A 23,358-nucleotide genomic window follows, 5' to 3' on the forward strand; every position below is an offset into this window, starting at 1 on the left:
CCTTAAAAGCGGAAAGTGTTAAATATTCAACATCACAATTGACACGCCAAGCAGACCCCATGGATATCGGTTTACGCCTTCAGGAAGTTCGCAACAAGAAGGGCCTGAGCCAGCGCGAGTTGGCCAAACGGGTCGGGGTCACCAACAGCACCATCTCACTGATTGAGCAGAACAAGGTCAGCCCCTCGATCAGCTCCCTGAAAAAGGTCCTGGACGGCATCCCGATTTCGCTGGCCGACTTTTTCACGGTCGATCTGGGCCACGATGCCGATGATTCCCCGTTTTACAGCAAAGATGAACAGATTGACGTCGGCAACGGCGGCATTCATTACTACCTGGTCGGTCAGAACAAGCCCCAGCGCCAGATGTGCATTCTGCGCGAAGTGATGCCGGCCGGCTCGGACACCGGCAAAGAGATGTTGCTGCACGAAGGCGAAGAGGGCGGGGTCATCATTCAGGGCGAAATCGAACTCACGGTCGGCGATCAGGTCCGTGTGCTTGGTCCCGGCGATGCGTATTACTTTGAAAGCAAAACCCCGCACCGCTTCCGCAATGTCGGCAAGCAGGATGCCATTCTGGTCAGCGCCAACACGCCGGCCACCTTCTAATTCACGATTAACGAGACCGCTCCATGTCCAAGAAACTCACCCGCGCCGAGTGGGAGGCCAAAGCCGCAGCGCTTTCCATCCGAACCCAGGCCTTCATCGATGGCGCCTATGTCGATGCCGCCTCCGGTAAAACCTTCAGCTGTGTCAGTCCGATGGACGGCAAGTCCCGTGCCCGGATCGCCGAGTGCGAAGCCGAAGATATCAATCGTGCGGTCGCTGCCGCCCGTCGCGCCTTCGAGGCCGGGGTGTGGTCGGAAACGTCCCCGGTACACCGCAAGAAAACCCTGCAGAAGTTCGCGCTTCTGTTGGAAAAACATGCCGAAGAACTGGCCTTGCTGGAATCCATTGATATGGGCAAGCCGGTCGCCGATGCGCTGGCCATCGATGTCGCCGCCAGTGTCCGTTGCCTGAACTGGACGGCGGAAGCCATCGACAAGGTGTACGGCGAAATCGCGCCGACGCCGCAGCATGAGTTGGGTTTGATCACCCGTGAGCCTCTCGGCGTCGTCGGTGCCATTGTGCCTTGGAACTTCCCCCTGCTGATGGCGAGCTGGAAATTCGCACCGGCCCTGGCGATGGGTAATTCGGTCATTCTGAAACCTTCGGAGAAGTCGCCGCTGTCCGCCATCCGCATCGCCGAACTGGCCATCGAGGCCGGCATTCCTCCGGGCGTTTTCAACGTCCTGCCGGGCTTCGGCAAGGGTGCGGGCGAGCCGCTGGCCCTGCACATGGATGTCGACGGCCTGGTGTTCACCGGTTCGACCGGCGTCGGCAAGCATCTGCTGCAGTGCGCCGGACAATCCAACATGAAGCGCGCCTACATGGAATGCGGCGGCAAGAGTCCGAATGTGGTGTTTGCCGACGCTCCGGATCTTCAGGCGGCCGCGGAGGCCGCCGCCATCGGTATTTTCTTCAATCAGGGCGAAGTCTGTACGGCCGCCTCGCGCCTGCTGGTCGAGCGTTCCATCAAGGATGATTTCGTCAAGCTGGTGGTCGAGGCCGGCAAGCAGCTTTATCCGAAGCATCCGTTCGAGCCCGGCGCGCCGATGGGCGCCATCGTCGATGAAGGCCAGATGCAGCGCGTTCTGTCCTACATCGAAAAAGGCAAGGCCGAGGGCGCCCGACTGGCCTTGGGCGGCGAGCGCGTGATGACCGAAACCGGCGGCTATTATGTCGCTCCGACGGTATTCGATGATGTTGCACACGACATGACGATTTCGAAAGAAGAAATCTTCGGGCCGGTATTGTCGGTCATCGCCTTCGATGATGAAAAAGAAGCCATCCGCATCGCCAACGACACCGATTTCGGCCTGGCTGCCGGGGTCTGGACGTCCAATCTCAGCCGCGGCCACCGCGTGGCCAAGAAACTCCGTGCCGGCAGCGTCTGGGTCAATTACTGGGACGGCGGTGACATGACCGCGCCGTTCGGCGGTTTCAAACAATCCGGCAACGGCCGTGATAAATCCCTGCATGCCTTCGAGAAATACACCGAATTGAAGGCCACCTGGATCAACTTGAAATCCTGATGAGCGCGCCCGTCAAATTGCTGATTCACGGGGCTTCCGGGCGGATGGGACAAGCGCTGATCCGACTGGCGCAGGCCAACCCGCTGCTGAAAGTGGTGGCCATGACCGGGCGCAGCGCCTTTCCGCCCTTGGCCGAAGTGCCCGAATTCGATGTGGCCGTCGATTTCAGTTCGCCGGAGGGCTTCGATGCGGTTTTGGCCCTTTGCCTGCAGCGCGGCAAGCCGTTGGTCAGCGGTACCACGGGGCTCAGTCCGGCCCAGTTCCAGGCGCTCAAGCAGGCCGGCGACCACATACCTGCGCTCTGGGCCTCCAATTATTCGCTGGGCGTGGCGGTATTGAACCGGCTCGTCGCCCAGGCCGGCCAATGGCTCAAGCATTGGCAGCTCGACATTCTGGAAAGCCACCACATCCACAAGAAAGATGCGCCCTCGGGCACGGCCTTGAGTCTGGGGGAAACCGCGCAGGCTGCGACCGGAACCGAACCGGTCTATCACTCGCTGCGATGCGGCGATGTTGTCGGCGAGCACACGGTGCAGTTCACCGGGCAGGGAGAGCGCATCGAGCTGGTACACCGTGCCACCAATCGCGACATCTTCGCCCAAGGCGCCTTGTTCGCGGCTGAAAAAATCCACGGCAAACTGAACGGCCATTATCGGTTTGATGACCTGCTGTGAGCGAAAAAAGCCGCTGATTCGCCATGTAACTTGGTATAATTGCTTGCCGTGCGGGAGAGATTGGATTCCCAGCGCCGAAGGAGCAACCGCCCCGGAAACTCTCAGGCAAAAGAACCGCCGGTGAACACACTCTGAAAAACGGCGCGGCCGATGCCGGCGCCTGCCGACGGGATAACACTCTCAGGCAAACAGACAGAGGGGGCGCCGATGCCGGACAGGCTGATGTCCGGTTTCCGATGCGCGCCCACTCAGAGAGCTGTCATGACCGATCCTAACGCTTTGCCGCTTCCGCACGTTGCCCGTGATTTCGCCGCCCGCCATATCGGTCCCTCCCCGCAGGAAATCCAGCAGATGCTCGATGCTGTCGGTGCCGGCAGCATGGAAACGCTGATTGCGGAAACCCTTCCGGAATCCATCCGTATTTTGAAGCCGCTGAGCAGCATGGGGCGGGCACTCTCTGAAGTCGAAGCGCTGGCCCGTCTGCGCGAGTTGGCCTCGAAAAACACGGTATTTACCTCGCTGATCGGGCAGGGCTACTCCGGCACCCTGACCCCCTTGGTCATTCTGCGCAATATCCTCGAAAACCCCGCATGGTACACGGCCTATACGCCTTATCAGCCCGAAATTTCCCAGGGCCGGCTTGAGGCGCTGCTGAACTTCCAGACCATGGTCTGCGAACTGACCGGACTGGATGTGGCCAATGCCTCGCTTCTGGACGAAGGCACCGCCGCGGCCGAAGCCATGGCGGTCGCCGAGCGTGTTTCGAAAGCCAAAACCCGCAAATTCTTCGTGGATGAAAACTGCCATCCGCAGACCATCGCCGTGCTGCGCACGCGCGCCGAGCCGCTGGGCTGGACGCTGGTCATCGGCAACCCGGAAACCGATTTGGATGCAGCCGATGTGTTCGGCGCCATTTTCCAGTATCCGGGAACCGATGGTGAAATTCGCGACTTCCGTCCCGCCATTGCCCGCTTGAAAGCTGCCGGAGCGCTCAGCATCATGGCCGCCGATCCACTGGCGTTGACCGTGCTGGCCTCGCCGGGTGAACTCGGTGCCGACATGGCCATCGGATCGACCCAGCGCTTTGGCGTTCCGATGGGCTACGGCGGTCCGCATGCCGCCTACATGGCCGTCCGCGACGCCTACAAACGTTCCATACCGGGGCGACTGATCGGGGTCTCCATCGATTCCCGCGGTCAGCCGGCCTACCGTTTGACCCTGCAGACCCGCGAGCAGCACATCCGCCGTGAGAAAGCGACCTCGAACATCTGCACCGCGCAGGTCTTGTTGGCGGTCATCGCTTCGATGTATGCGGTCTATCATGGTCCGGAAGGGCTTGCTGCCATCGCCGGCGATGTGCATAGCCGCACCAAGGTCCTGGCTGCCGGTCTTGCCAAGCTCGGTTTCGGTGTCCGCAATAAGCACTATTTCGACACCATTACGGTAGCTGTCGGCGCACAGCGGGATGCCATCGTGGCCCGCGCAGCGGCCGAGAAGATCAACTTCCGGATTGTGGACGCCAACACCTTGGGCATCGCCCTGGATGAAGCCACCACGCCGGAAACCGTGGAAGCGGTCTGGCGCGCTTTTGGCGGCAGCTTCCGGTATGCCGAAGTGGCCGCTCAGGGCGATGCCGTACCGGCTGGCCTGACCCGCACCGAAGCCTGCCTGAAGCATCCGATCTTCAGCCGTTACCGCTCTGAAACCGAATTGCTGCGCTATCTGCGTAAACTGTCCGACCGCGACTTGGCGCTGGACCGCGCCATGATTCCGCTCGGGTCCTGCACCATGAAACTCAATGCTACGGCCGAGATGATTCCGATTACCTGGCCCGAATTCGGCGCACTGCATCCGTTTGCGCCGGCTGAACAGGCCCGTGGCTATACCGAATTGTTCGAGGACCTGAAAAACTGGCTGGTCGAAATTACCGGCTACGATGCCGTGTCCTTGCAGCCCAACTCGGGCGCACAGGGCGAATATGCCGGTCTTCTGGCCATCCGCGGCTATCACCATGCGCGTGGCGATGCGAACCGCACGGTCTGCCTGATTCCCTCATCGGCGCATGGCACCAACCCGGCCTCGGCCCAGATGGTCGGCATGGACGTGGTGGTGGTCAACTGCGATGCCGAGGGCAATGTGGACGTCGATGATTTGCGTGCCAAGGCCGAGAAACACAGTGCCAATCTGGCCGCGCTGATGGTGACCTATCCGTCCACGCACGGCGTGTTCGAAGAACGCATCCGTGAAATCTGCGACATCGTGCACCTGCACGGCGGCCAGGTTTACATGGACGGCGCCAACATGAATGCCCAGGTCGGTCTGTCGCGCCCGGGTGATTTCGGGGCCGATGTTTCCCACCTCAATCTGCACAAGACCTTCTGCATTCCGCACGGCGGCGGCGGCCCGGGCATGGGCCCGATCGGCGTCAAAGCGCATCTGGCGCCGTACTTGCCCGGTCATCCGGTTCTGGACGGCGGTAGCGCTCCGGTCGGTCCGGTTTCGGCGGCTCCTTTCGGATCGTCTTCGATTCTGCCGATCAGCTATGCCTACATCCTGATGATGGGTGGCGAGGGCTTGAAGCTCGCGACCGAAGTGGCGATTCTCAGCGCGAACTACATGGCGGCCCGCCTGCATCCGCATTTCCCAGTATTGTTCCGTAATCATAACGGCCGCGTCGCCCATGAGTGCATCGTCGATCCGCGTCCGCTGAAGGACGCCTGTGGCGTCACCGTCGACGACATTGCCAAGCGGCTGATCGATTTTGGCTTCCATGCGCCGACCATGAGCTTCCCGGTGCCGGGTACGTTGATGATCGAACCGACCGAGTCGGAGGCCAAGGTGGAACTGGACCGCTTCTGCGATGCGATGATCGCCATCCGCCAGGAAATTGCCGAGGTCCAGAACGGACGGTTTGCCATTGAGCACAGTCCGCTGCGCCATGCGCCGCATACCGTGTTTGACCTTGCTGAGGCCGAATGGAATCGTCCGTACTCGCGTGAGGAGGGGGTGTTCCCGGCCGGCAGCGCGCGTCAGGACAAGTACTGGAGTCCGGTCGGCCGCGTCGACAACGTCTACGGCGACCGCAATCTGATCTGCATCTGCCCGACGCCAGACGATTACCGCTGAACAGCCCGTTCATCAGCATGACCCCAAACGGAGAGGTCCATCCTCTCCGTTTTGCGTTGGCGGCCTGCTGTCGGTATGTTCACGACAGGCGGGATTTCGGCCTCCAACGTATTTCCGGCATTGCTGGACAATAGCGGCTGATTCCGCTAAAATTCTCACTCGCCTAAACCGCCTTTTTACGGCCTTTGCGCAACGCAAAGCCTTGCCGTGGGAAGAACCTTAACTTTTTGAAAAGGCGAGCTTTGTGACCCAATCAGCCATTCTCGCTCTCGAAGACGGAACCGTATTCGAGGGTCTATCCGTAGGCGCAACCGGCATTTCGGTCGGCGAGGTGGTGTTCAATACCGCCATGACCGGTTATCAGGAAATCCTCACCGATCCGTCCTACAGCCGGCAACTGGTCACTCTGACCTATCCGCATATCGGCAACACCGGCATTACCGTACAGGACAACGAGTCCAGCCAGGTTTATGCCGCCGGATTGATTGTGCGCGATGTTCCGCGCCGCGCCAGCAGTTGGCGCAACCAGATCGATCTGCCGGAATGGCTGAAACAGAACGGCATTGTCGCCATCTCCGACATCGACACCCGCAAGCTGACCCGCATCCTGCGCAACAGCGGCGCCCAGAGTGGCACCCTGATGGCCGGCGCGATCGACATCGACCATGCCATCGAAGCCGCCCGCAAGTTCGCCGGTCTGAAAGGCATGGATCTGGCCAAGGTCGTGTCCTGCACCGCGCCATATGCATGGACCGATGGCCAGCTCGATCTCAACAGCCAGATTTTCGTGCAGGCGCCGGAGCGTTTCCATGTGGTCGCCTTCGATTTCGGGGTCAAGCACAACATCCTGCGCATGCTGGCCGAACGCGGTTGCCGTATTACGGTTGTGCCGGCGCAGACGACTGCCGAACAGGCACTTGCCCTGAACCCGGACGGCATCTTCCTGTCCAACGGCCCGGGCGATCCGGCGCCCTGCGATTACGCGATTGCCGCCATAAAAACTTTCATCGCCCGTAAAATTCCGACTTTCGGCATCTGCCTCGGCCATCAGCTGCTGGGTTTGGCCAGTGGTGCGGCGACCCTGAAAATGAAATTCGGCCATCACGGCGCCAACCATCCGGTGCAAGATCTCGATTCAAAGCGTGTGATGATCACTTCGCAGAACCACGGCTTCGCCATCGATGAGAGCAGTCTGCCGGCCAATGTGCGGGTCACCCACCGCTCGCTGTTCGATCAATCCAACCAGGGCATTGCCCTGACCGATGCGCCGGCGTTCAGTTTCCAAGGACACCCGGAAGCCAGTCCCGGTCCGCACGATGTAGCCTACCTGTTCGACAAGTTCATTACGCTCATGGAGAAACGCTGATGCCCAAGCGTACTGACATCCAAACCATCCTGATCATCGGTGCCGGTCCCATCGTCATCGGTCAGGCCTGCGAATTCGACTATTCCGGCGCACAGGCCTGCAAGGCGCTGCGCGAGGAAGGTTACCGCGTGGTGCTGGTCAATTCCAATCCGGCCACCATCATGACCGACCCGGACATGGCCGATGCGGTGTATATCGAGCCGATCAATCCGGCCACGGTCGAACGCATCATCGCCAAGGAAAAGCCGGACGCATTGCTGCCGACCATGGGTGGCCAGACCGCGCTGAACTGCGCCCTGACCTTGGCCGATGAAGGCACATTGGACAAGTACGGCGTGCAGCTGATCGGCGCCTCGCGCGAAGCCATCCGCATGGCCGAAGACCGCGAGCTGTTCCGTGTTGCCATGGCCGAAATCGGTCTGGATTGCCCGAAAGCGGAAATCGCACGTACGCTCGATCAAGCGCTCGACATCCAGACCCGCGTCGGTTATCCGACCATCATCCGTCCGAGTTTCACCCTTGGCGGCAGCGGCGGCGGCATCGCCTACAACCGCGAAGAATTCGTGGAAATCACCAAGCGCGGCCTGGACCTGTCGCCGACCACCGAAGTGCTGATTGAAGAATCGGTGCTGGGCTGGAAGGAATACGAAATGGAAGTGGTTCGCGACACCGCCGACAACTGCATCATCGTCTGTTCGATCGAAAATCTCGATCCGATGGGCGTGCATACCGGCGACTCGATCACCGTGGCACCGGCGCAGACCCTGACCGACAAGGAATACCAGCGACTGCGCGATGCCTCCATCGCCGTACTGCGCAAGATCGGCGTCGATACCGGCGGTTCCAACGTGCAGTTCGGCATCAATGCCGAAAACGGCCGCGTGGTGGTCATCGAGATGAATCCGCGCGTGTCGCGGTCGTCGGCACTGGCCTCGAAAGCCACCGGGTTCCCGATCGCCAAGATCGCCGCCAAACTGGCGGTCGGTTACACCCTCGACGAACTCCGCAATGAAATCACCGGCGGTGCCACGCCGGCCTCGTTCGAGCCGACCATCGACTATGTGGTCACCAAGATTCCGCGCTTTGCCTTCGAAAAATTCCCCGCCGCCGACGCGCGTCTGACCACCCAGATGAAATCGGTCGGCGAAGTGATGGCGATGGGCCGTACGTTCCAGGAGTCGGTGCAGAAAGCGCTTCGCGGTCTGGAAATCGGCAAGGTCGGTTTCGACCCGACCGGCGCCGCAACCCAGGGCGAAGAAGGTCTGCTGCGCATCAAACGCGAGTTGAAGGAGCCGGGTCCCGAGCGTCTGTTCCAGGTGGCTGAGGCTTTCCGTGCCGGCCTGAGCGTCGATGAAGTGTTTGGACTGAGTTTCATCGACCCCTGGTTTCTCGATCAAATCGAGGAGCTGGTCGCCATCGAGACGGAAATCGCAAACGGCGGCCTGCCGGCATTGGACGCCGTCCGCATGCGTCATCTCAAGCGCAAAGGCTTTTCCGATGCCCGCATCGCACAGCTGGCCGGAACCGACGAGGCGGCCGTGCGTGCGCTGCGCCATGCCCTGAAAGTACGCCCGACCTACAAACGGGTCGACTCCTGCGCCGCGGAGTTCGCCACCGACACCGCCTACCTGTACTCCACCTACGAGGATGAATGCGAAGCGGCGCCGACCGACCGCAAGAAGATCATCGTGCTCGGCGGCGGTCCCAACCGGATCGGGCAGGGCATCGAGTTCGATTACTGTTGCGTGCATGCCTCGCTGGCCCTGCGCGAAGACGGTTTCGAAACCATCATGATCAACTGCAATCCGGAAACGGTTTCCACCGACTTCGATACCTCCGACCGGCTGTATTTCGAACCGTTGACCTTCGAAGACGTGATGGAAATCGTCGAACTGGAAAAACCGGTCGGCGTCATCGTCCAGTACGGCGGTCAGACGCCGTTGAAGCTGGCGCGCGCACTCGAGGCCGCCGGAGCCCCCATCATCGGTACTTCGCCGGACTCCATTGACTGGGCGGAAGACCGTGAACGCTTCCAGAGCCTGGTCGAGGAGCTCGGACTGCTGCAGCCACCGAACCGCACGGCGCGCAATGCCGAACAGGCCATCGCCATGGCCAATGAAATCGGTTATCCCTTGGTGGTTCGCCCGAGCTATGTGCTCGGCGGACGCGCCATGGAGGTGGTGTACTCCGACGAAGACCTGTCGCGCTACATTCGCGAAGCGGTACAGGTTTCCAACGACTCGCCGGTGCTCCTCGACCGCTTCCTCGACCATGCGGTCGAGGTCGACGTGGACATCATCGCCGACATGGACGGCAATGTCCTGATCGGCGGCATCATGGAGCACATCGAAGAGGCCGGCGTGCACTCCGGCGACTCCTCCTGTTCACTGCCGCCATACACCCTCAGTGGCGAGATACAGGACCGTCTGCGTGTGCAGGTCACCCGCATGGCCAAGGCACTCAAGGTCATCGGGCTGATGAATACCCAGTTCGCCATCCAGGGTGACACCATTTTCGTGCTTGAAGTCAATCCGCGAGCGTCGCGCACGGTGCCGTTCGTGTCCAAAGCGATTGGCGTTCCGCTGGCCAAGATCGCCGCGCGTTGCATGGCCGGCCGCAGTCTCGCCTCGCAGAATGCCGTACGTGAAATCGTACCGCCGTATTATTCGGTCAAAGAAGCGATCTTCCCGTTTGCCAAGTTCCAGAATGTCGATCCCATCCTCGGCCCGGAAATGCGTTCCACCGGCGAGGTCATGGGTGTCGGCCGCAGCTTCAGTGAGGCCTTCGGCCGCGCCGAGGAAGCCGCAGGCATCCGCGTGCCGCAGGTCGGCAAGGCCTTCGTATCGGTACGCGAGGTCGACAAACCGCGATTGGTCGAAATCGCCCAATCCCTGCTCAAGAAAGGCTTCAGTCTGGTCGCCACGCATGGTACCGCCGGTTTTCTGCGGGCACAGGGCCTGCCGTGCGAGTCCATCAACAAGGTTGCCGAAGGCCGACCGCATATCGTCGATCTGATCAAAAACGGCGAAATCAACTACATCGTCAATACCACCGAAGGCAAGCAGGCCATAGCCGACTCGTTCTCGATCCGGCGTGAAGCGCTTCAGCACCGGCTGGTGTATTCCACCACAATTCCAGGAGCCAAGGCGCTGATCCAGTCGATGGATACGCGAGACAACCCTCGCGTCTGGTCGTTGCAGGAACTGCATGCGGAAGTGGCGGGATGAGTACCATTGTTCCGCTGACCCATGCCGGCGCCATTCGCCTCCGTGCTGAACTGGAGAACCTGAAGTCGGTCAAGCGGCCGCAGGTCATCGAGGCCATCGCCGAGGCGCGGGCACATGGCGATCTGAAGGAAAACGCCGAATATCATGCAGCACGCGAGCAGCAGAGCTTCATCGAGGGACGCATCCAGGAACTGGAGTACACCCTGTCGCACTGCCAGATCATCGAGGTCGGCAAGCTGAAAGCCGGCTCGAAAGTGGTGTTCGGCGCCACCGTCGAGCTGGTTGATGTCGAAACCGACGCGACCGTGGTCTACATGATCGTCGGTGATCTGGAAGCCGATCTCAAGCAGCAGCGGATATCGATCTCATCCCCGATCGCCCGCGCCCTGATCGGCAAGCATGAGGGCGATGCCATCACCATCCAGGCACCGGGCGGCAACCGCGAGTACGAAATCACCGCGGTCCGCTACATCGATTGACATGCTGGATTCCGGCACGTGTGTCATCCTGTTGCCGGAGAAGCGCTGCTTTGCCGGACAAAGGCCATCGGACCGGTTTGCCCGTTATTCGCGCCGTTTCAAGACCGATGCCGGCGATACCGGCGAATCCAGGCAGCTCCAGCGCCATTTCCATTGTTTTCCTGAATCCGGCTGGCCGATCGCGGCTTTGTGCAGACAACGTCTTTCAGGCGATGCCGGGACAGCGAAATGGCTGCGGGCCGACCCGATCTATCTGCAGGCCGAGATGCGCGGCGCCCGCGTCATGGCCATCAGTGATTTCGCGTTGACCGCGGACGATGTTGATGCCGTTGTCTCGGCACTACAACCCGCATTTGCCGATCATGGCTTCGGGTTTTCCGCCGGCGCCGACGGCAGTTTCTACATCCGAAGCCCGGAAAATACGGAATTGCCGGAATTTCTGCCGCTCATGGATCTGCTTGGCTGTGATCTTGCCGGACAGCTTTCCAATGACCGCACATGGACTGGACTGTTCAATGAGTGCCAAATCACATTACACAATCATCCGCTAAACGTTCAACGACAGCGCAGCGGTCTGTTGCCGGTGAACGGACTCTGGTTCTGGGGTGGCGGTGTGTTGCCAGCAGCTGTCACCCATAACTTCGAAACGATACATACCGATGATTCAATCATCAACGCACTGACAGGCCACTCAGAGCCGGAGCGGGGCGGTGACGTTCTTCTCGATCTGAGGCATATCCGGTCGTGGCCGGACGTGGAATCTCGGTTCGATGAAAGCCGTACAACGCTTTTTGACTTCGCCGATGGTTCGCGCTGGCACTGGCGGCCTAATTGGCGCCTGCAGTTCTGGCGTCGGAACTCAATTCCCGTCTTCTGACGCCGCGTCCGTTTCGGGTTTTCCCTTATCGATGAATTCGGGCGATAACGGAATCAGAAAAGAGGCCCCTTTCCCGGCCGCATCTGGCTTTCCGAAGCGTTTCAGGCAGAGATTTTCATTGCTCTGGATCTCCGGAGCCGGAAGCTTCGCGCGGACCGGGCCATTTCCCTTGTCGTTCAGCAGCAACTCGGTAAATTCCCTGCTGAAAGTCTCCACCAAGGCATAGGCATCGCCGATACTGGAAATCTTGGCGCTTGTCGTCACCGGATTGGCGCCCTTTGCCCAGCGTATGAACGCCGCAGTACCGCTTTCGGTACTTGCGCGCGCATCCACAGCAATGGCACCCATTCCGGCCGGTATCCGTACCGGACCCGGCACCACGGCATCGATCACCGCCGATACCGAAGATACCGACCGCGATGTCGGACGAATGCCGGTCAATGCCGCTTCAATAACGAGATCGCCCGGCTGTCGCTTTTCGTGGGCATGCAGATAGGGACTCAGTCGTCGGCATAAAGACCGGTTCAGCGCATTGCTGACCACATCCAGCTGCTCGGCGCTGATATCCTTGCTCGGCTCCGGCAGTTCTAAGCGGATGTCCGGCAACACGAATCCGTCGACGCTTTCAAGCATTTTGGGGTCCGAGAATTCGGCGACTCTCCGGTTGCTTTCATCCGTGACGGTAAGCAGCGGTTTGTCGCTCTCGAGCGCTATGGTACTGTTCTCAGGAATGCTGGCGCAGGCATTCAGCAGCAGGATTACGATGGACAGGCTGAGTCTTTGCAGCATGGCCGGCTCCGAGTTTAGTTTGGTTCCCCATAATACATTGAAGGCTGCAATACCGTGTCAAGAACAGGAGAAATGACGGATCCGCACCATTCCCACAGGATTTGGCGATTTATCCTGCATGAGACGGCTGTTACCTGACGAGGGTCGCGTTATCATGGAGGCATGATTCGACCGCTTTCCATCCGTCAACGCAGTTCCGATCCGCGGCTTACGGGTCTGCATGCATCGCGTCTGATAAGCCGAATTTACGCGGCAAGGGGCATTACAAGCCCTGACCAGAGCGATCTCAGTCTTCAGCATCTTTACCCGCCGGACACGATGCGCGGTCTGGATGTCGCCATCGCGCTGTTGACCGATGCGATTGCCAATCAGCGGCGCATCGTCGTCGTCGGCGACTTCGACTGCGACGGTGCCACCGGCACGGCGGTTGCGGTCAGGGGCCTGCGCATGCTCGGTGCGCGGCAGGTGTTTTTCAAGGTTCCGCACCGTGTCCGTCACGGCTATGGGCTGACGCCAGGTTTGGTTGAAGATCTGGCGGAATTGAAGCCCGATCTCATCATCACCGTCGACAGCGGCATTGCCTGCAATCCCGGTGTGGCGGCGGCCAATGCCCGCGGATACCGCGTGTTGGTCACCGATCATCATCTTCCAGGCGAAGTCCTGCCGCCGGCAGCGGGCATCCTCAATCCGAACCAGCCGGGTTGCGGATTTCCAAGCAAAGCACTGGCCGGCGTCGGCGTCATTTTTTATCTGCTCGTGGCCGTCCGCGCGGCATTGCGCGCCGATAATGCTCCCAGTGCCGGTGCCGATGCCGATTTGTCCGCATTGTTGGATCTGGTGGCCATTGGCACCGTTGTCGACATGGTGAAGTTGGATGCCAACAACCGGCGGCTGGTACGTGCAGGCCTTGCACGCATCAATTCCGGCCGTTGCCAGCCCGGTGTTGCCGCGCTGGCGCGCGTCGGTGGTCTGGAACCGGGGAAGATTGACGCTTTGGATATCGGATTCCGGATCGGACCGAAAATAAATGCCGCCGGCCGGCTCGAGGACATGGCCTTGGGTATCGAATGTCTTTTGACCGACGATCCGGCACAGGCGATGGATATGGCGGATAATCTGCATGCCATCAATCTTGAACGTCAGCACCTGCAGCAGGACATGCTCGATGACGCGGAAAAAATGCTCGCCGCGCTTGATCTGGAAGCGCTTCCGGATCAGAAATGCCTGATTCTGCATCAGCCGGATTGGCATCCCGGCATCATCGGTCTGGTGGCTTCGCGCATGAAAGACCGCATTCACCGACCGGTACTGGTTTTCGCTCCGAGTGAGCCGGACAGTCAGGAATTGCGGGGCTCCTGCCGCTCGATTCCGGGCTTCCACATGCGTGATGCGCTGGCTTTGCTGGATGCCCGGCATCCCGGACTGATTGCACGCTTCGGCGGACATGCCATGGCGGCAGGACTTACGCTGCACATCGATTGTTTTCCGGAGTTTTCACGGATATTTCCGACAATTGTTTCCGAAACGCTCGATCCGGATCTGCTGCAGGAGACCCTCCTGACCGATGGACCGCTGGCACCGGATCAATTCGACCGCAGCACGGCTGAAATGCTGGTTCATGCCGGGCCTTGGGGGCAGGGCTTTCCAACTCCGGTGTTCGACAATGTTTTCGATGTCGTCGGCTGGCAGGTTCTGAAGGAAAAACACCTCAAACTGCAGCTCCGGCCTGAGGAAGGAACGGAGATCCTTCAGGCTATCCATTTCAACGGCTACACCGGACAGCCGCCGCCGGCGCGCATCCGTGCCGTATACGAACTGCAGACCGATGATTTCAGGGAAAGACGCGGCGTTCAGGCGCTGGTCCGATACATCGAAGCGGTCTAGGAAGCCGCCGCCGGCCTGCCGATGGTCCGCGCTGGGCGACGCATTTCGGGAACCGCGCGTTCCAGCAACACATGTATCCGTTTGGCATCGACACCGAGTCCCTGCAGTACCGTATGCACCACCTGCTTCGGGTATGCGGACGGCACCTTTTCGGCGAGCATGCGGTTCATGGACTGACGCAGTGTGCCGACCACTAGGTCGTAGCCCGCATCGATATCCGGAATACGAAATTCGTCGCTGCCGATGCCATCGCGCAGATCCTGGGTCACCTGCGTTTGCACCATCATGCTGTGATGGGCGACCCGGTTGACGAAGGCGCACCAGATCGGATCTTTCGCCGCTTTCTCCAGCCACAGGAGCATGCCGAAGGTCATGCGTTCGACCGGTGACGGCATGTCTTCGATTTCGGTTTGAATCGACACGATCAGATCGTCTTCGAGCTGCTTCGATGTGGCGATCAGGAGCTCATCGATGCTGCTGAAGTAGTTGTAGAATGTGCCGCGTGACATGTTGGCGGCCGCGATGAAATCCTGGATGACCGGCGCATCCGGTCCTTTCTCCGCGAATACACGCATGGCGGCATCGAGAATGCGCAGGCGTGTCCGGTTGCTGCGTTCCTGTCCGACGCGGGTACGGTGATTGATGGCTTTGCGGTTAATCATACGTCATGGCTCCGTTCAATCTGGACAAACATCAATATGACGGCTGTCGAGATATGCATGAAAGTAAGGCGTGAATTCTGATTACATATTGACACATAAGTTCAATATGACATAAATTTCTGCTACGGGCTATACGTGAACCGTTTTTTTTTAATTCAGGGGGAAAATTATGCAGCGCACGAAGATCACCATTATGCTGTTGACGGCACTGCCGTTGATGACGGCACTCAACGGCTGTTCCAAGCGTCAGGATGCCGACGAGCCGCAGGTCATGAAGTCGGTTGAAGAAACCGGCCAAAACGCAAATGCCGAGGAATTCCCGACCAGGCCCTTTTTCGGCGACACGCATCTGCATACCTCTTACTCGGCGGATGCCGGCATGGCCGGCGCAAAACTCGGTCCGGAAGAAGCCTACCGCTTCGCCATGGGCGAAGAGGTAACCAGCAACACCGGACAGCCGGCAAAGCTCAGCCGACCCTATGATTTCCTCGTGGTGGCCGACCATTCCGAAAATCTCGGTCTGGCTCCGATGATTGCGAGCTCGGATCCGGTACTGCTGAAAAATCCGACCGGAAAACGCTGGCATGACATGGTGAAGGCAGGCAAGGGCAACCAGGCCTTCGGGGAATGGATCAGCAATGGCAGTACGACCGGGAAAGATCTCATCAACAGCCCGGAAATGATGCAGTCGGCCTGGAATTCGATCATCAAGGCCGCGGAAAAATACAACCAGCCCGGCAAATTCACCGCCTTCATCGGCTATGAGTGGACTTCGACGCCGGATGGCAACAACATGCATCGTAATGTCATCTACCGCGACGGCGGCGACAAAGCGGGGCAGGTGCTGCCATTCTCCGCCTACGACAGCCAGGATCCGGAAAAGCTCTGGACATGGATGCAGGGCTATGAAGACAAGACCGGTGGCAAGGTGCTGGCGATTCCGCACAACGGCAATCTCAGCGGTGGCATGATGTGGGCGGCTCAGACGGTTTCCGGCAAGCCCTATGACCGTGCCTATGCCGAATTGCGTGCCCGACGCGAACCGATCATCGAGGTTACTCAGCCCAAAGGCACCAGTGAGGCGCATCCGGCACTGTCGCCGTCCGACGAATTCGCCAATTTCGAGGTCTGGGATAAATCCAATCTCGGCGGGAACCATCCGATTGGCAAAGAGGCATTGGCCGGCAGTTACGCCCGCGAAGCCCTGAAGAACGGGCTAGCCTATGAACAGAAGATCGGCGCCAATCCCTTCAAGTTCGGCATGGTCGGCAGCACCGATGCGCACACCGGGTTGTCCACCGTCGATGAAGACAACTTCTTCGGAAAAACGACAACCACCGAACCCAGTGCGGAACGCTGGAAGCATGCCGCCATACCGGCCATGAAACCGGAATTGACCACCTACGGCTGGGCGCTGGGCGCATCCGGTCTGGCGGCGGTCTGGGCCCGTGAGAACACCCGCGAATCATTGTTCGAGGCCATGGAGCGACGCGAAGTCTACGGCACCACCGGGCCGCGGATGTCGGTACGTCTGTTCGGCGGCTGGGACTTTTCCAATGACGATGCACAAAGCCGTGAACTGGCCAAACTCGGTTATGCCAAAGGCGTTCCGATGGGCGGCACACTGCCCAAAGCACCGGCCGGGAAAGCCCCTACCTTTTTGCTGGCTGCCATGAAAGACGCCATGGGCGCCAACCTTGACCGCTATCAGGTGGTGAAAGGGTGGGTCGATGCCGCCGGAAAAACGCATGAGAAGGTGTATGACGTGGTCTGGTCGGACAACCGCAAGCCCGGCGCCGACGGGCGCCTGCCCGCCGTCGGCAATACCGTCGATGCGGTCAATGTGACCTATACCAATACCATCGGCGCTGCCGAATTGAAGGCGGTGTGGGCCGATCCGGAATTCGATCCCCAACAACGTGCCTTCTACTACGGCCGTGTCCTGCAGATTCCGACCCCGCGCTGGACCGCGTTCGATGCGAAACGATATGCACTGAAATTGCCCAAAGAAGTCCCGATGACGGTCATCGAACGTGCGTACACTTCCCCCATCTGGTACAACCCGCAATAATCCATCCAAATTAAAAGGACGAATAACATGAAAATCATGCACACTGCCAGTCGATTCGCAGCTGCTAGCCTGCTGTTTCTCTCGATACCCGCATCTGCAGGCGAGGTCACCGTTACCTGGTCCGATCCCGCGAAATTCACCGACATCGTGGCAAGCAACAGCACCGACAAATCCTACCGCAAGAGCGTGGAAAAAGCCCTGAGTGCGGAGTTCAAAGCCCAGGCGGCGAAGCTCCCGGCCGGCCAGAACATGAGCGTGCACGTCACCAATGTGGATCTGGCCGGAGAGGTCGATCCCATACCAAGCCGAGCCGGCTACCGGGTTAGGGTTCTGAAAGATATCTACTATCCGCAGATCAGCCTGGATTACCGCATCACCGATGCGTCCGGCGCAGTCGTCAAGGAACAGAAGGGCGCGGTTCTGAAGGATGCCGGGTTCCTCGCCAGCGCTTCGAATGCTTCCGCGCGCCAGGATTTCTACTATGAACGCCATATGATCAAGGAATGGTTCGGCAAGGAAATCCTTGCCAAGTCCCCGTAACCACGGAGGGCTAAGTTCTTGAATCGGCATCCGGACCCAGCTCCGGATGCCGCCCGGATTCCTCCATGCTGTATTCATCAGGCCGGCTCTGATACAATATCAGCCTGATTATCTTGAAGTTTTCACTGCATGGAACTGAATCCGATCCGCAACCGCATCGCCGAGTTGCAAGAGCGTGTCACCTCGCTCAGGGGGTATCTTTGACTTCGACAACAAAGTCGAACGTCTGGAAGAAGTAAACCGCGAGCTGGAAAGCCCGCAGATTTGGAATGAGCCCGAAAAAGCGCTTGCACTCGGTAAAGAGCGGGCAAGCCTCGACAAGACCGTGTCCGAGATCCGTGGCACGCTCGACGGCCTGGGTGAAGCGCTGGAATACCTCGAACTGGCCGAAATGGAAAACGATGAGGGTATCGTCGATTCGGTCACCGCCGATGTGGCCAAGATTTCCGAACGCGTAGAAAAGCTGGAATTCCGCCGGATGTTCTCCGGCGAGCAGGACCACACCAACTGCTTTGTCGATATCCAGGCCGGTGCCGGCGGTACCGAAGCCCAGGATTGGGCGGAAATCGTGCTTCGCATGTACCTGCGCTTCTGCGAAGCCCGTGGCTGGAAAACCGAGCTGATGGAAGCTTCCGACGGCGATGTAGCGGGCATCAAAAGCGCCACGTTCCGGGTCGAGGGCGAATATGCCTACGGCTGGCTGAAAACCGAAATCGGCGTTCATCGGCTGGTCCGTAAGTCGCCGTTCGATTCCGATAATCGCCGGCATACCTCGTTTTGTTCGGTATTCGTCAGTCCGGAAGTGGATGACAACATCGAAATCGAAATCAATCCTGCTGATCTCCGGACCGACGTCTACCGTTCGTCCGGTGCCGGTGGCCAGCACGTCAACAAGACTGAATCGGCCGTCCGGATTACCCACATCCCGACCAACACCGTGGTTGCCTGCCAGATCGAACGTTCCCAGCACGGCAACCGCGACCGGGCCATGAAAATGCTCAAGGCCAAGCTGTACGAGCTCGAGCTGATGAAACGCAACTCCGAAAAAGACGCGCTGGAAGCGACCAAATCCGACATCGGCTGGGGCAGTCAGATCCGCAGTTACGTGCTCGATCAGAGCCGGATCAAGGATCTGCGTACCGGCATCGAGCGCACCGATACCCAGAAAGTCCTCGACGGCGACCTCGACGAGTTCGTCGAAGCCAGTCTTAAAGCCGGCCTGACCGCCGGCGCCGGCCGCAGCAATTGATTCAAGGAAACCTATGAACGAGAACAGCACCGAACTGCCGCAGGACGAGAACCAGCTCATTGCCGAACGCCGCGCCAAGCTCAAGGCCCTGCGCGAGCGCGGCATCGCTTACCCGAATGATTTCGTGCGCGCTGATTACGCCAGCGATCTGCAGGACGAATACGCCGACAAGGAGCGCTGGACCACGGAAGCGCTGCAGGACCTGGACCGATCCGTCCAGATTGCCGGACGGCTGATGGCCAAACGGGTGATGGGCAAGGCCAGTTTCGCGCAGTTGCAGGACATGTCGGGCCGCATCCAGCTGTATCTGTCGGGTGCCGATCTGGGCGAAGCCTACGAGTCGTTCAAGCACTGGGATGTCGGCGATATCATCGGTGTCAGCGGCGTGCTGACGCGGACCAAGACCGGCGAACTGTCGGTCAAGGGCAAAAGCCTGCGGCTGCTGACCAAATCCCTGCGTCCTTTGCCGGACAAGTGGCACGGTCTTTCCGATGTCGAGCAGCGCTACCGCCAGCGCTATGTCGATCTGATCGTGACTCCCGAAGCACGCGAGGTTTTCATCAAGCGTTCCCAGGTGATTTCGGCCCTGCGCAACTGGCTGGATGCGCAACGCTTCCTGGAAGTGGAAACGCCGATGATGCATTACATCCCCGGAGGCGCCACCGCCAAACCGTTCATGACCCACCACAACGCGCTCGGACTCGATCTGTATCTGCGCGTGGCGCCGGAGCTCTACCTGAAACGCCTGACCGTAGGCGGGCTTGAGCGCATCTATGAAATCAACCGCAACTTCCGGAACGAGGGCGTATCCACCCGCCACAATCCGGAATTCACCATGCTCGAACTGTACGAGGCGTATGCCACCTACAACGAGATCATGGATCTGACCGAGGGCATGATCCGCGCCGCAGCCCAAAAAGTCCTGCCATCCATGCAGACGCATTGGGACGGGGCCGACATCGATCTGTCCCGACCGTTCAAGCGCTGGACCATGACCGATGCCGTACTGGAACACAACCCGCAGATTTCCGCAGCCGATATCCGCGATGTCGCCGCCATGCGCCGGCATTGCGATGCGCTCGGCGTCCGTTACAAGCCAGGTTACGGCTGGGGCAAATTGCTGCTGGAAGTGTTTGAAAAGACCGTCGAACACACGCTGGTGCAGCCGACCTTCATCACCCAGCACCCGACCGAAGTCAGCCCCTTGGCCCGCGCCAACGACAACGATGCCGGTCTGACCGACAGGTTCGAGCTGTTCATCGGCGGCAAGGAAATCGCCAACGGCTTTTCCGAGCTCAACGACTCCGAAGACCAGGCGGCACGCTTCGCCGAACAGGTCAACCAGAAAGAGGGCGGGGATGACGAAGCCATGCATTTCGATGCCGATTACATCCGTGCCCTGGAAGTGGGCCTGCCACCGACCGGTGGCCTTGGCGTCGGCATCGACCGCTTAGTGATGATGCTGACCGGCTCTGCATCCATCCGCGACGTGCTGCTGTTTCCGTACATGCGGCCGGTCAGCGACTGAAGAAAAGGGCGCCGAGGCGCCCTTTTTTTAGGTTTCCTTTGCGCTATCCCGCAACTCCCGCCGCAGGATCTTGCCGACATTGGTTTTCGGCAGTTCGGTCCGGAATTCGATGACTTTCGGCTGCTTGTAACCGGTCAGGTATTCGCGGCAATAGTGGCGGATGTCGTCGGCGGTGATGGACTGGTCCTTGCGCACCACGACGATCTTCACGGCTTCGCCGGATTTTTCATCGGGCACGCCGACTGCCGCCACTTCCAGAATGCCCGGCATGGCGGCGATGACATCCTCGATTTCATTCGGGAACACATTGAAGCCGGACACCAGAATCATGTCCTTCTTTCGGTCGACGATGTAGAAGAAGCCCTTGTCGTCCATCTTGGCGATGTCGCCGGTGTGCAGCCAGCCTTCGGCGTCGATGACCTTGGCGGTCTCATCCGGACGCTGCCAGTAGCCCTGCATGACCTGCGGTCCCTTCACGCACAGTTCGCCGATTTCGCCCTGCGGCAGGATGTTGCCGTCGTCGTCTTTGATGCAGCAATGCGTCGAAGAGATGGGTAGACCGATGGCGCCGTTGAATTCCTTCAGATCGAGCGGATTCATGCAGCAGGCCGGCGAGGTCTCGGTCAGGCCGTAAGCCTCGACCAGGGTCACGCCGGTGACGTTCTTCCACTTCTCGGCCACGGCTTTCTGAACGGCCATGCCGCCGCCGAGGGCGAGGTGTACCCGGCTGAAATCGAGCTTGTCGAATCCCGGTGTGTTCAAAAGCCCGTTGAACAGGGTGTTCACGCCGGTAATCGCGGTGAAATTGCTCTTTTTCAATTCCTTGACAAAGCCCGGCATGTCGCGCGGATTGGTGATCAGGTAGTTCAAACCCCCGAACTTCATGAATACCAGACAGTTCGCGGTCAAAGCGAAGATATGGTAAAGCGGCAGCGCGGTGATGATCACCTCACTTCCTTCCTTGGCGTTCTTGCCGATCCACGACGACGCCTGTTGCATGTTGGCGACCAGATTGCTGTGGCTCAGCATGGCCCCCTTGGAAACGCCGGTGGTGCCGCCGGTGTACTGCAGGAACGCGATTTCTGACGGCTGGATGCTGACGTGGGGCAGTTTGTGCTTCGCGCCGATAGACAGGGCTTTCCGGAAGCGGATTGCGTCCGGAAGATCGTAATCGGGCACGGCCTGTTTGACGTGTTTCAGCACGAAATCGACCAACAGACCCTTCGGTCCGAGCATCTCGCCGACGCTGGTGGTGATGACCTGACGGACTTTCGTTTCGTGAAGCACTTCTTCCGCGGTGCAGGCGAAATTGTCCAGAACGAGCAGGGCGGCGGCTCCGGAGTCGTTGAGCTGGTGTTTCAGCTCGCGGGCGGTGTACATCGGATTGGTATTGACCACGGTCAGCCCGGCACGCAGAACTCCGAAAATGGCAACCGGATACTGCAGGACGTTCGGCAGCATGATGGCGACGCGTTCGCCCTTCTTCAGTTTCAGTTCGTGAATCAGGTAACTGGCGAATTGGGCGCTGAGCCGGTCGACCTCGCGGTAGCTGATGGTCTTCCCGAAATTGCTGAATGCCGGCCGGTCGGCGAATTTATCGATGGCATTTTCCAGCACGGATACGATGGAAGGAAACTCGCTGATGTCGATGTCATGCGGAACATCGGGGGCGTAGCTGTCAAGCCAGGGACGGTTCATGCTCATGGGTTTTTCGGGCAGCGGATGGATATGTCCATTTGAGCATAAGCTCTAAATACTGACAAGCCCGACAGGCAAGAAAAAAGCGGCCGTAGCCGCTTTTTTCATCACGCTTTCACACCTTTCACGCGGCTTTGCGTGCGGCAAGCTGACGCAATACGTAGTGCAGGATGCCGCCGTGGCGGAAGTACTCGACTTCCTTGGGCGTCAGCAGCAGCACTTTGGCCTGGAAACGTTTGACCGATCCGTCGGGCGAGGTGGCGAGCACATCGGCGATTTTGCCGGCGCCGTCTTTCAGGCCGGTGATGTCGAAGCGTTCATCACCCTTCAGACCGTGGCTGGCGGCGCTTTCACCGTCCAGGAACTGCAAGGGCAGCACACCCATGCCGACCAGGTTAGATCGGTGAATGCGTTCGAAGCTTTCGGCAATCACGGCCTTGACACCCAGAAGAGTGGTGCCCTTGGCGGCCCAGTCACGCGAAGATCCGGTACCGTATTCCTTGCCGGCGATGACCACCAGAGGCACGCCTTCGGCCTTGTAGCGCATGGCGGCGTCGTAGATGGCGAGCTTGTCGTTGGACGGATAGTGGATGGTGTTGCCGCCTTCCTCGCCACCCAGCATCAGGTTCTTGATGCGGATATTGGCGAAGGTGCCGCGCACCATCACGTCATCATTGCCCCGGCGCGAGCCGTAGGAGTTGAAATCGACCGGCTTGACGCCCCGCGACTGCAGGAACTGGCCGGCCGGCGAGCTGGCTTTGATGTTTCCTGCCGGCGAGATATGGTCGGTGGTGATCGAATCGCCGAACAGGCCGAGCAGACGTGCGCCCTGGATGTCATCGATGCTGCCGATGGCCATGCTCATGCCGTCGAAGTAGGGCGGATTCTTGATGTAGGTCGAATCGCCGCTCCAGGCGAAGATTTCGCCCTCGGGCGAGGCGATCTGGTTCCAGCGCGAATCGCCTTTGAACACGTCGGCGTAATTCTTCTTGAACATTTCCGGTCCGATCGAAGCCGCGATGGCATCGCTGATTTCCTGGTTGCTCGGCCAGAT

At 59.6% G+C, this 23,358-nt stretch carries 16 protein-coding genes, 1 pseudogene and 1 riboswitch; of the genes and pseudogenes, 13 read left to right on the forward strand and 4 right to left on the reverse strand.

Annotation, left to right across the window (positions count from 1 at the left end; translation table 11 throughout):
* The first annotated feature begins 59 nt into the window (after nucleotides 1-59).
* The 8 genes from Q0W88_RS00475 to Q0W88_RS00510 all read left to right on the forward strand — a co-directional run bounded on the left by Q0W88_RS00475 (nucleotide 60) and on the right by Q0W88_RS00510 (nucleotide 11,883).
* On the forward strand, nucleotides 60-608 hold the full coding sequence (locus tag Q0W88_RS00475) for a cupin domain-containing protein (RefSeq protein WP_297798827.1): 549 nt from the start codon (nucleotides 60-62) through the stop codon (nucleotides 606-608).
* 23 nt (nucleotides 609-631) lie between these two features.
* Nucleotides 632-2,134, forward strand: a complete 1,503-nt coding sequence (locus Q0W88_RS00480; RefSeq protein ID WP_297798829.1) for an aldehyde dehydrogenase — start codon at nucleotides 632-634, stop codon at nucleotides 2,132-2,134.
* Nucleotides 2,131-2,808: a 4-hydroxy-tetrahydrodipicolinate reductase gene (gene dapB, locus Q0W88_RS00485; RefSeq protein ID WP_297798861.1), complete on the forward strand. Its 678-nt coding sequence runs from the start codon at nucleotides 2,131-2,133 to the stop codon at nucleotides 2,806-2,808. Before Q0W88_RS00480 ends, dapB begins: the two co-directional genes overlap by 4 nt.
* A gap of 41 nt (nucleotides 2,809-2,849) precedes the next feature.
* Nucleotides 2,850-2,935: riboswitch (glycine riboswitch) on the forward strand.
* A 134-nt stretch (nucleotides 2,936-3,069) separates the two neighbouring features.
* Nucleotides 3,070-5,934 (forward strand): aminomethyl-transferring glycine dehydrogenase, encoded by a 2,865-nt coding sequence (gene gcvP, locus Q0W88_RS00490; protein WP_297798832.1) that lies wholly within the window; start codon nucleotides 3,070-3,072, stop codon nucleotides 5,932-5,934.
* A 244-nt stretch (nucleotides 5,935-6,178) separates the two neighbouring features.
* Nucleotides 6,179-7,300: a glutamine-hydrolyzing carbamoyl-phosphate synthase small subunit gene (carA, locus tag Q0W88_RS00495; RefSeq protein ID WP_297798834.1), complete on the forward strand. Its 1,122-nt coding sequence runs from the start codon at nucleotides 6,179-6,181 to the stop codon at nucleotides 7,298-7,300.
* Nucleotides 7,300-10,527, forward strand: coding sequence for a carbamoyl-phosphate synthase large subunit (carB, locus tag Q0W88_RS00500; RefSeq protein ID WP_297798836.1), 3,228 nt, complete (start codon nucleotides 7,300-7,302; stop codon nucleotides 10,525-10,527). Before carA ends, carB begins: the two co-directional genes overlap by 1 nt.
* The gene (greA, locus tag Q0W88_RS00505) at nucleotides 10,524-11,006 is read left to right on the forward strand and encodes a transcription elongation factor GreA (protein WP_297798838.1); all 483 of its coding nucleotides are present in this window, start codon (nucleotides 10,524-10,526) and stop codon (nucleotides 11,004-11,006) included. The genes carB and greA overlap by 4 nt, the downstream gene beginning before the upstream one ends.
* A gap of 1 nt (nucleotide 11,007) precedes the next feature.
* Complete coding sequence (locus Q0W88_RS00510; RefSeq protein WP_297798840.1) at nucleotides 11,008-11,883, forward strand: hypothetical protein; 876 nt, start codon at nucleotides 11,008-11,010, stop codon at nucleotides 11,881-11,883.
* Here Q0W88_RS00510 and Q0W88_RS00515 read toward each other — a convergent pair.
* Nucleotides 11,866-12,672 (reverse strand): DUF3313 family protein, encoded by an 807-nt coding sequence (locus Q0W88_RS00515; protein WP_297798842.1) that lies wholly within the window; start codon nucleotides 12,670-12,672, stop codon nucleotides 11,866-11,868. The genes Q0W88_RS00510 and Q0W88_RS00515 overlap by 18 nt on opposite strands.
* A gap of 162 nt (nucleotides 12,673-12,834) precedes the next feature.
* Here Q0W88_RS00515 and recJ point away from each other — a divergent pair, with 162 nt between their 5' ends.
* Complete coding sequence (recJ, locus tag Q0W88_RS00520) at nucleotides 12,835-14,556, forward strand: single-stranded-DNA-specific exonuclease RecJ (protein ID WP_297798844.1); 1,722 nt, start codon at nucleotides 12,835-12,837, stop codon at nucleotides 14,554-14,556.
* Here the strand turns inward: recJ and Q0W88_RS00525 are convergent.
* Complete coding sequence (locus tag Q0W88_RS00525) at nucleotides 14,553-15,218, reverse strand: TetR/AcrR family transcriptional regulator (RefSeq protein WP_297798845.1); 666 nt, start codon at nucleotides 15,216-15,218, stop codon at nucleotides 14,553-14,555. The genes recJ and Q0W88_RS00525 overlap by 4 nt on opposite strands.
* A 169-nt stretch (nucleotides 15,219-15,387) precedes the next feature.
* Between Q0W88_RS00525 and Q0W88_RS00530 the strand changes: the two genes are divergently transcribed.
* The 4 genes from Q0W88_RS00530 to lysS all read left to right on the forward strand — a co-directional run bounded on the left by Q0W88_RS00530 (nucleotide 15,388) and on the right by lysS (nucleotide 20,606).
* Nucleotides 15,388-17,289: a DUF3604 domain-containing protein gene (locus Q0W88_RS00530; protein WP_297798847.1), complete on the forward strand. Its 1,902-nt coding sequence runs from the start codon at nucleotides 15,388-15,390 to the stop codon at nucleotides 17,287-17,289.
* Nucleotides 17,290-17,316: 27 nt separating this feature from the next.
* Entirely contained in the window at nucleotides 17,317-17,829 is a 513-nt protein-coding gene (locus tag Q0W88_RS00535) for a DUF3016 domain-containing protein (protein WP_297798849.1), read from the forward strand.
* A gap of 129 nt (nucleotides 17,830-17,958) precedes the next feature.
* A protein-coding gene (gene prfB / locus Q0W88_RS00540) for a peptide chain release factor 2 (protein WP_297798851.1) occupies nucleotides 17,959-19,078 on the forward strand; the annotation gives its coding sequence in 2 pieces (ribosomal slippage) (nucleotides 17,959-18,030 and nucleotides 18,032-19,078; 1,119 coding nt in all).
* Between the two features lie 13 nt (nucleotides 19,079-19,091).
* Entirely contained in the window at nucleotides 19,092-20,606 is a 1,515-nt protein-coding gene (gene lysS, locus Q0W88_RS00545; RefSeq protein WP_297798853.1) for a lysine--tRNA ligase, read from the forward strand.
* Between the two features lie 27 nt (nucleotides 20,607-20,633).
* Here the strand turns inward: lysS and Q0W88_RS00550 are convergent, their stop codons facing one another.
* Entirely contained in the window at nucleotides 20,634-22,310 is a 1,677-nt protein-coding gene (locus Q0W88_RS00550; protein ID WP_297798856.1) for an AMP-binding protein, read from the reverse strand.
* 118 nt (nucleotides 22,311-22,428) lie between these two features.
* A pseudogene (acnA, locus tag Q0W88_RS00555) lies at nucleotides 22,429-23,358 on the reverse strand (aconitate hydratase); the annotation flags it as partial.

Origin of the sequence: Arenimonas sp. GDDSR-1, from assembly GCF_025980345.1 — a bacterium.
In the GTDB taxonomy this organism is placed as follows: domain Bacteria; phylum Pseudomonadota; class Gammaproteobacteria; order Xanthomonadales; family Xanthomonadaceae; genus Arenimonas.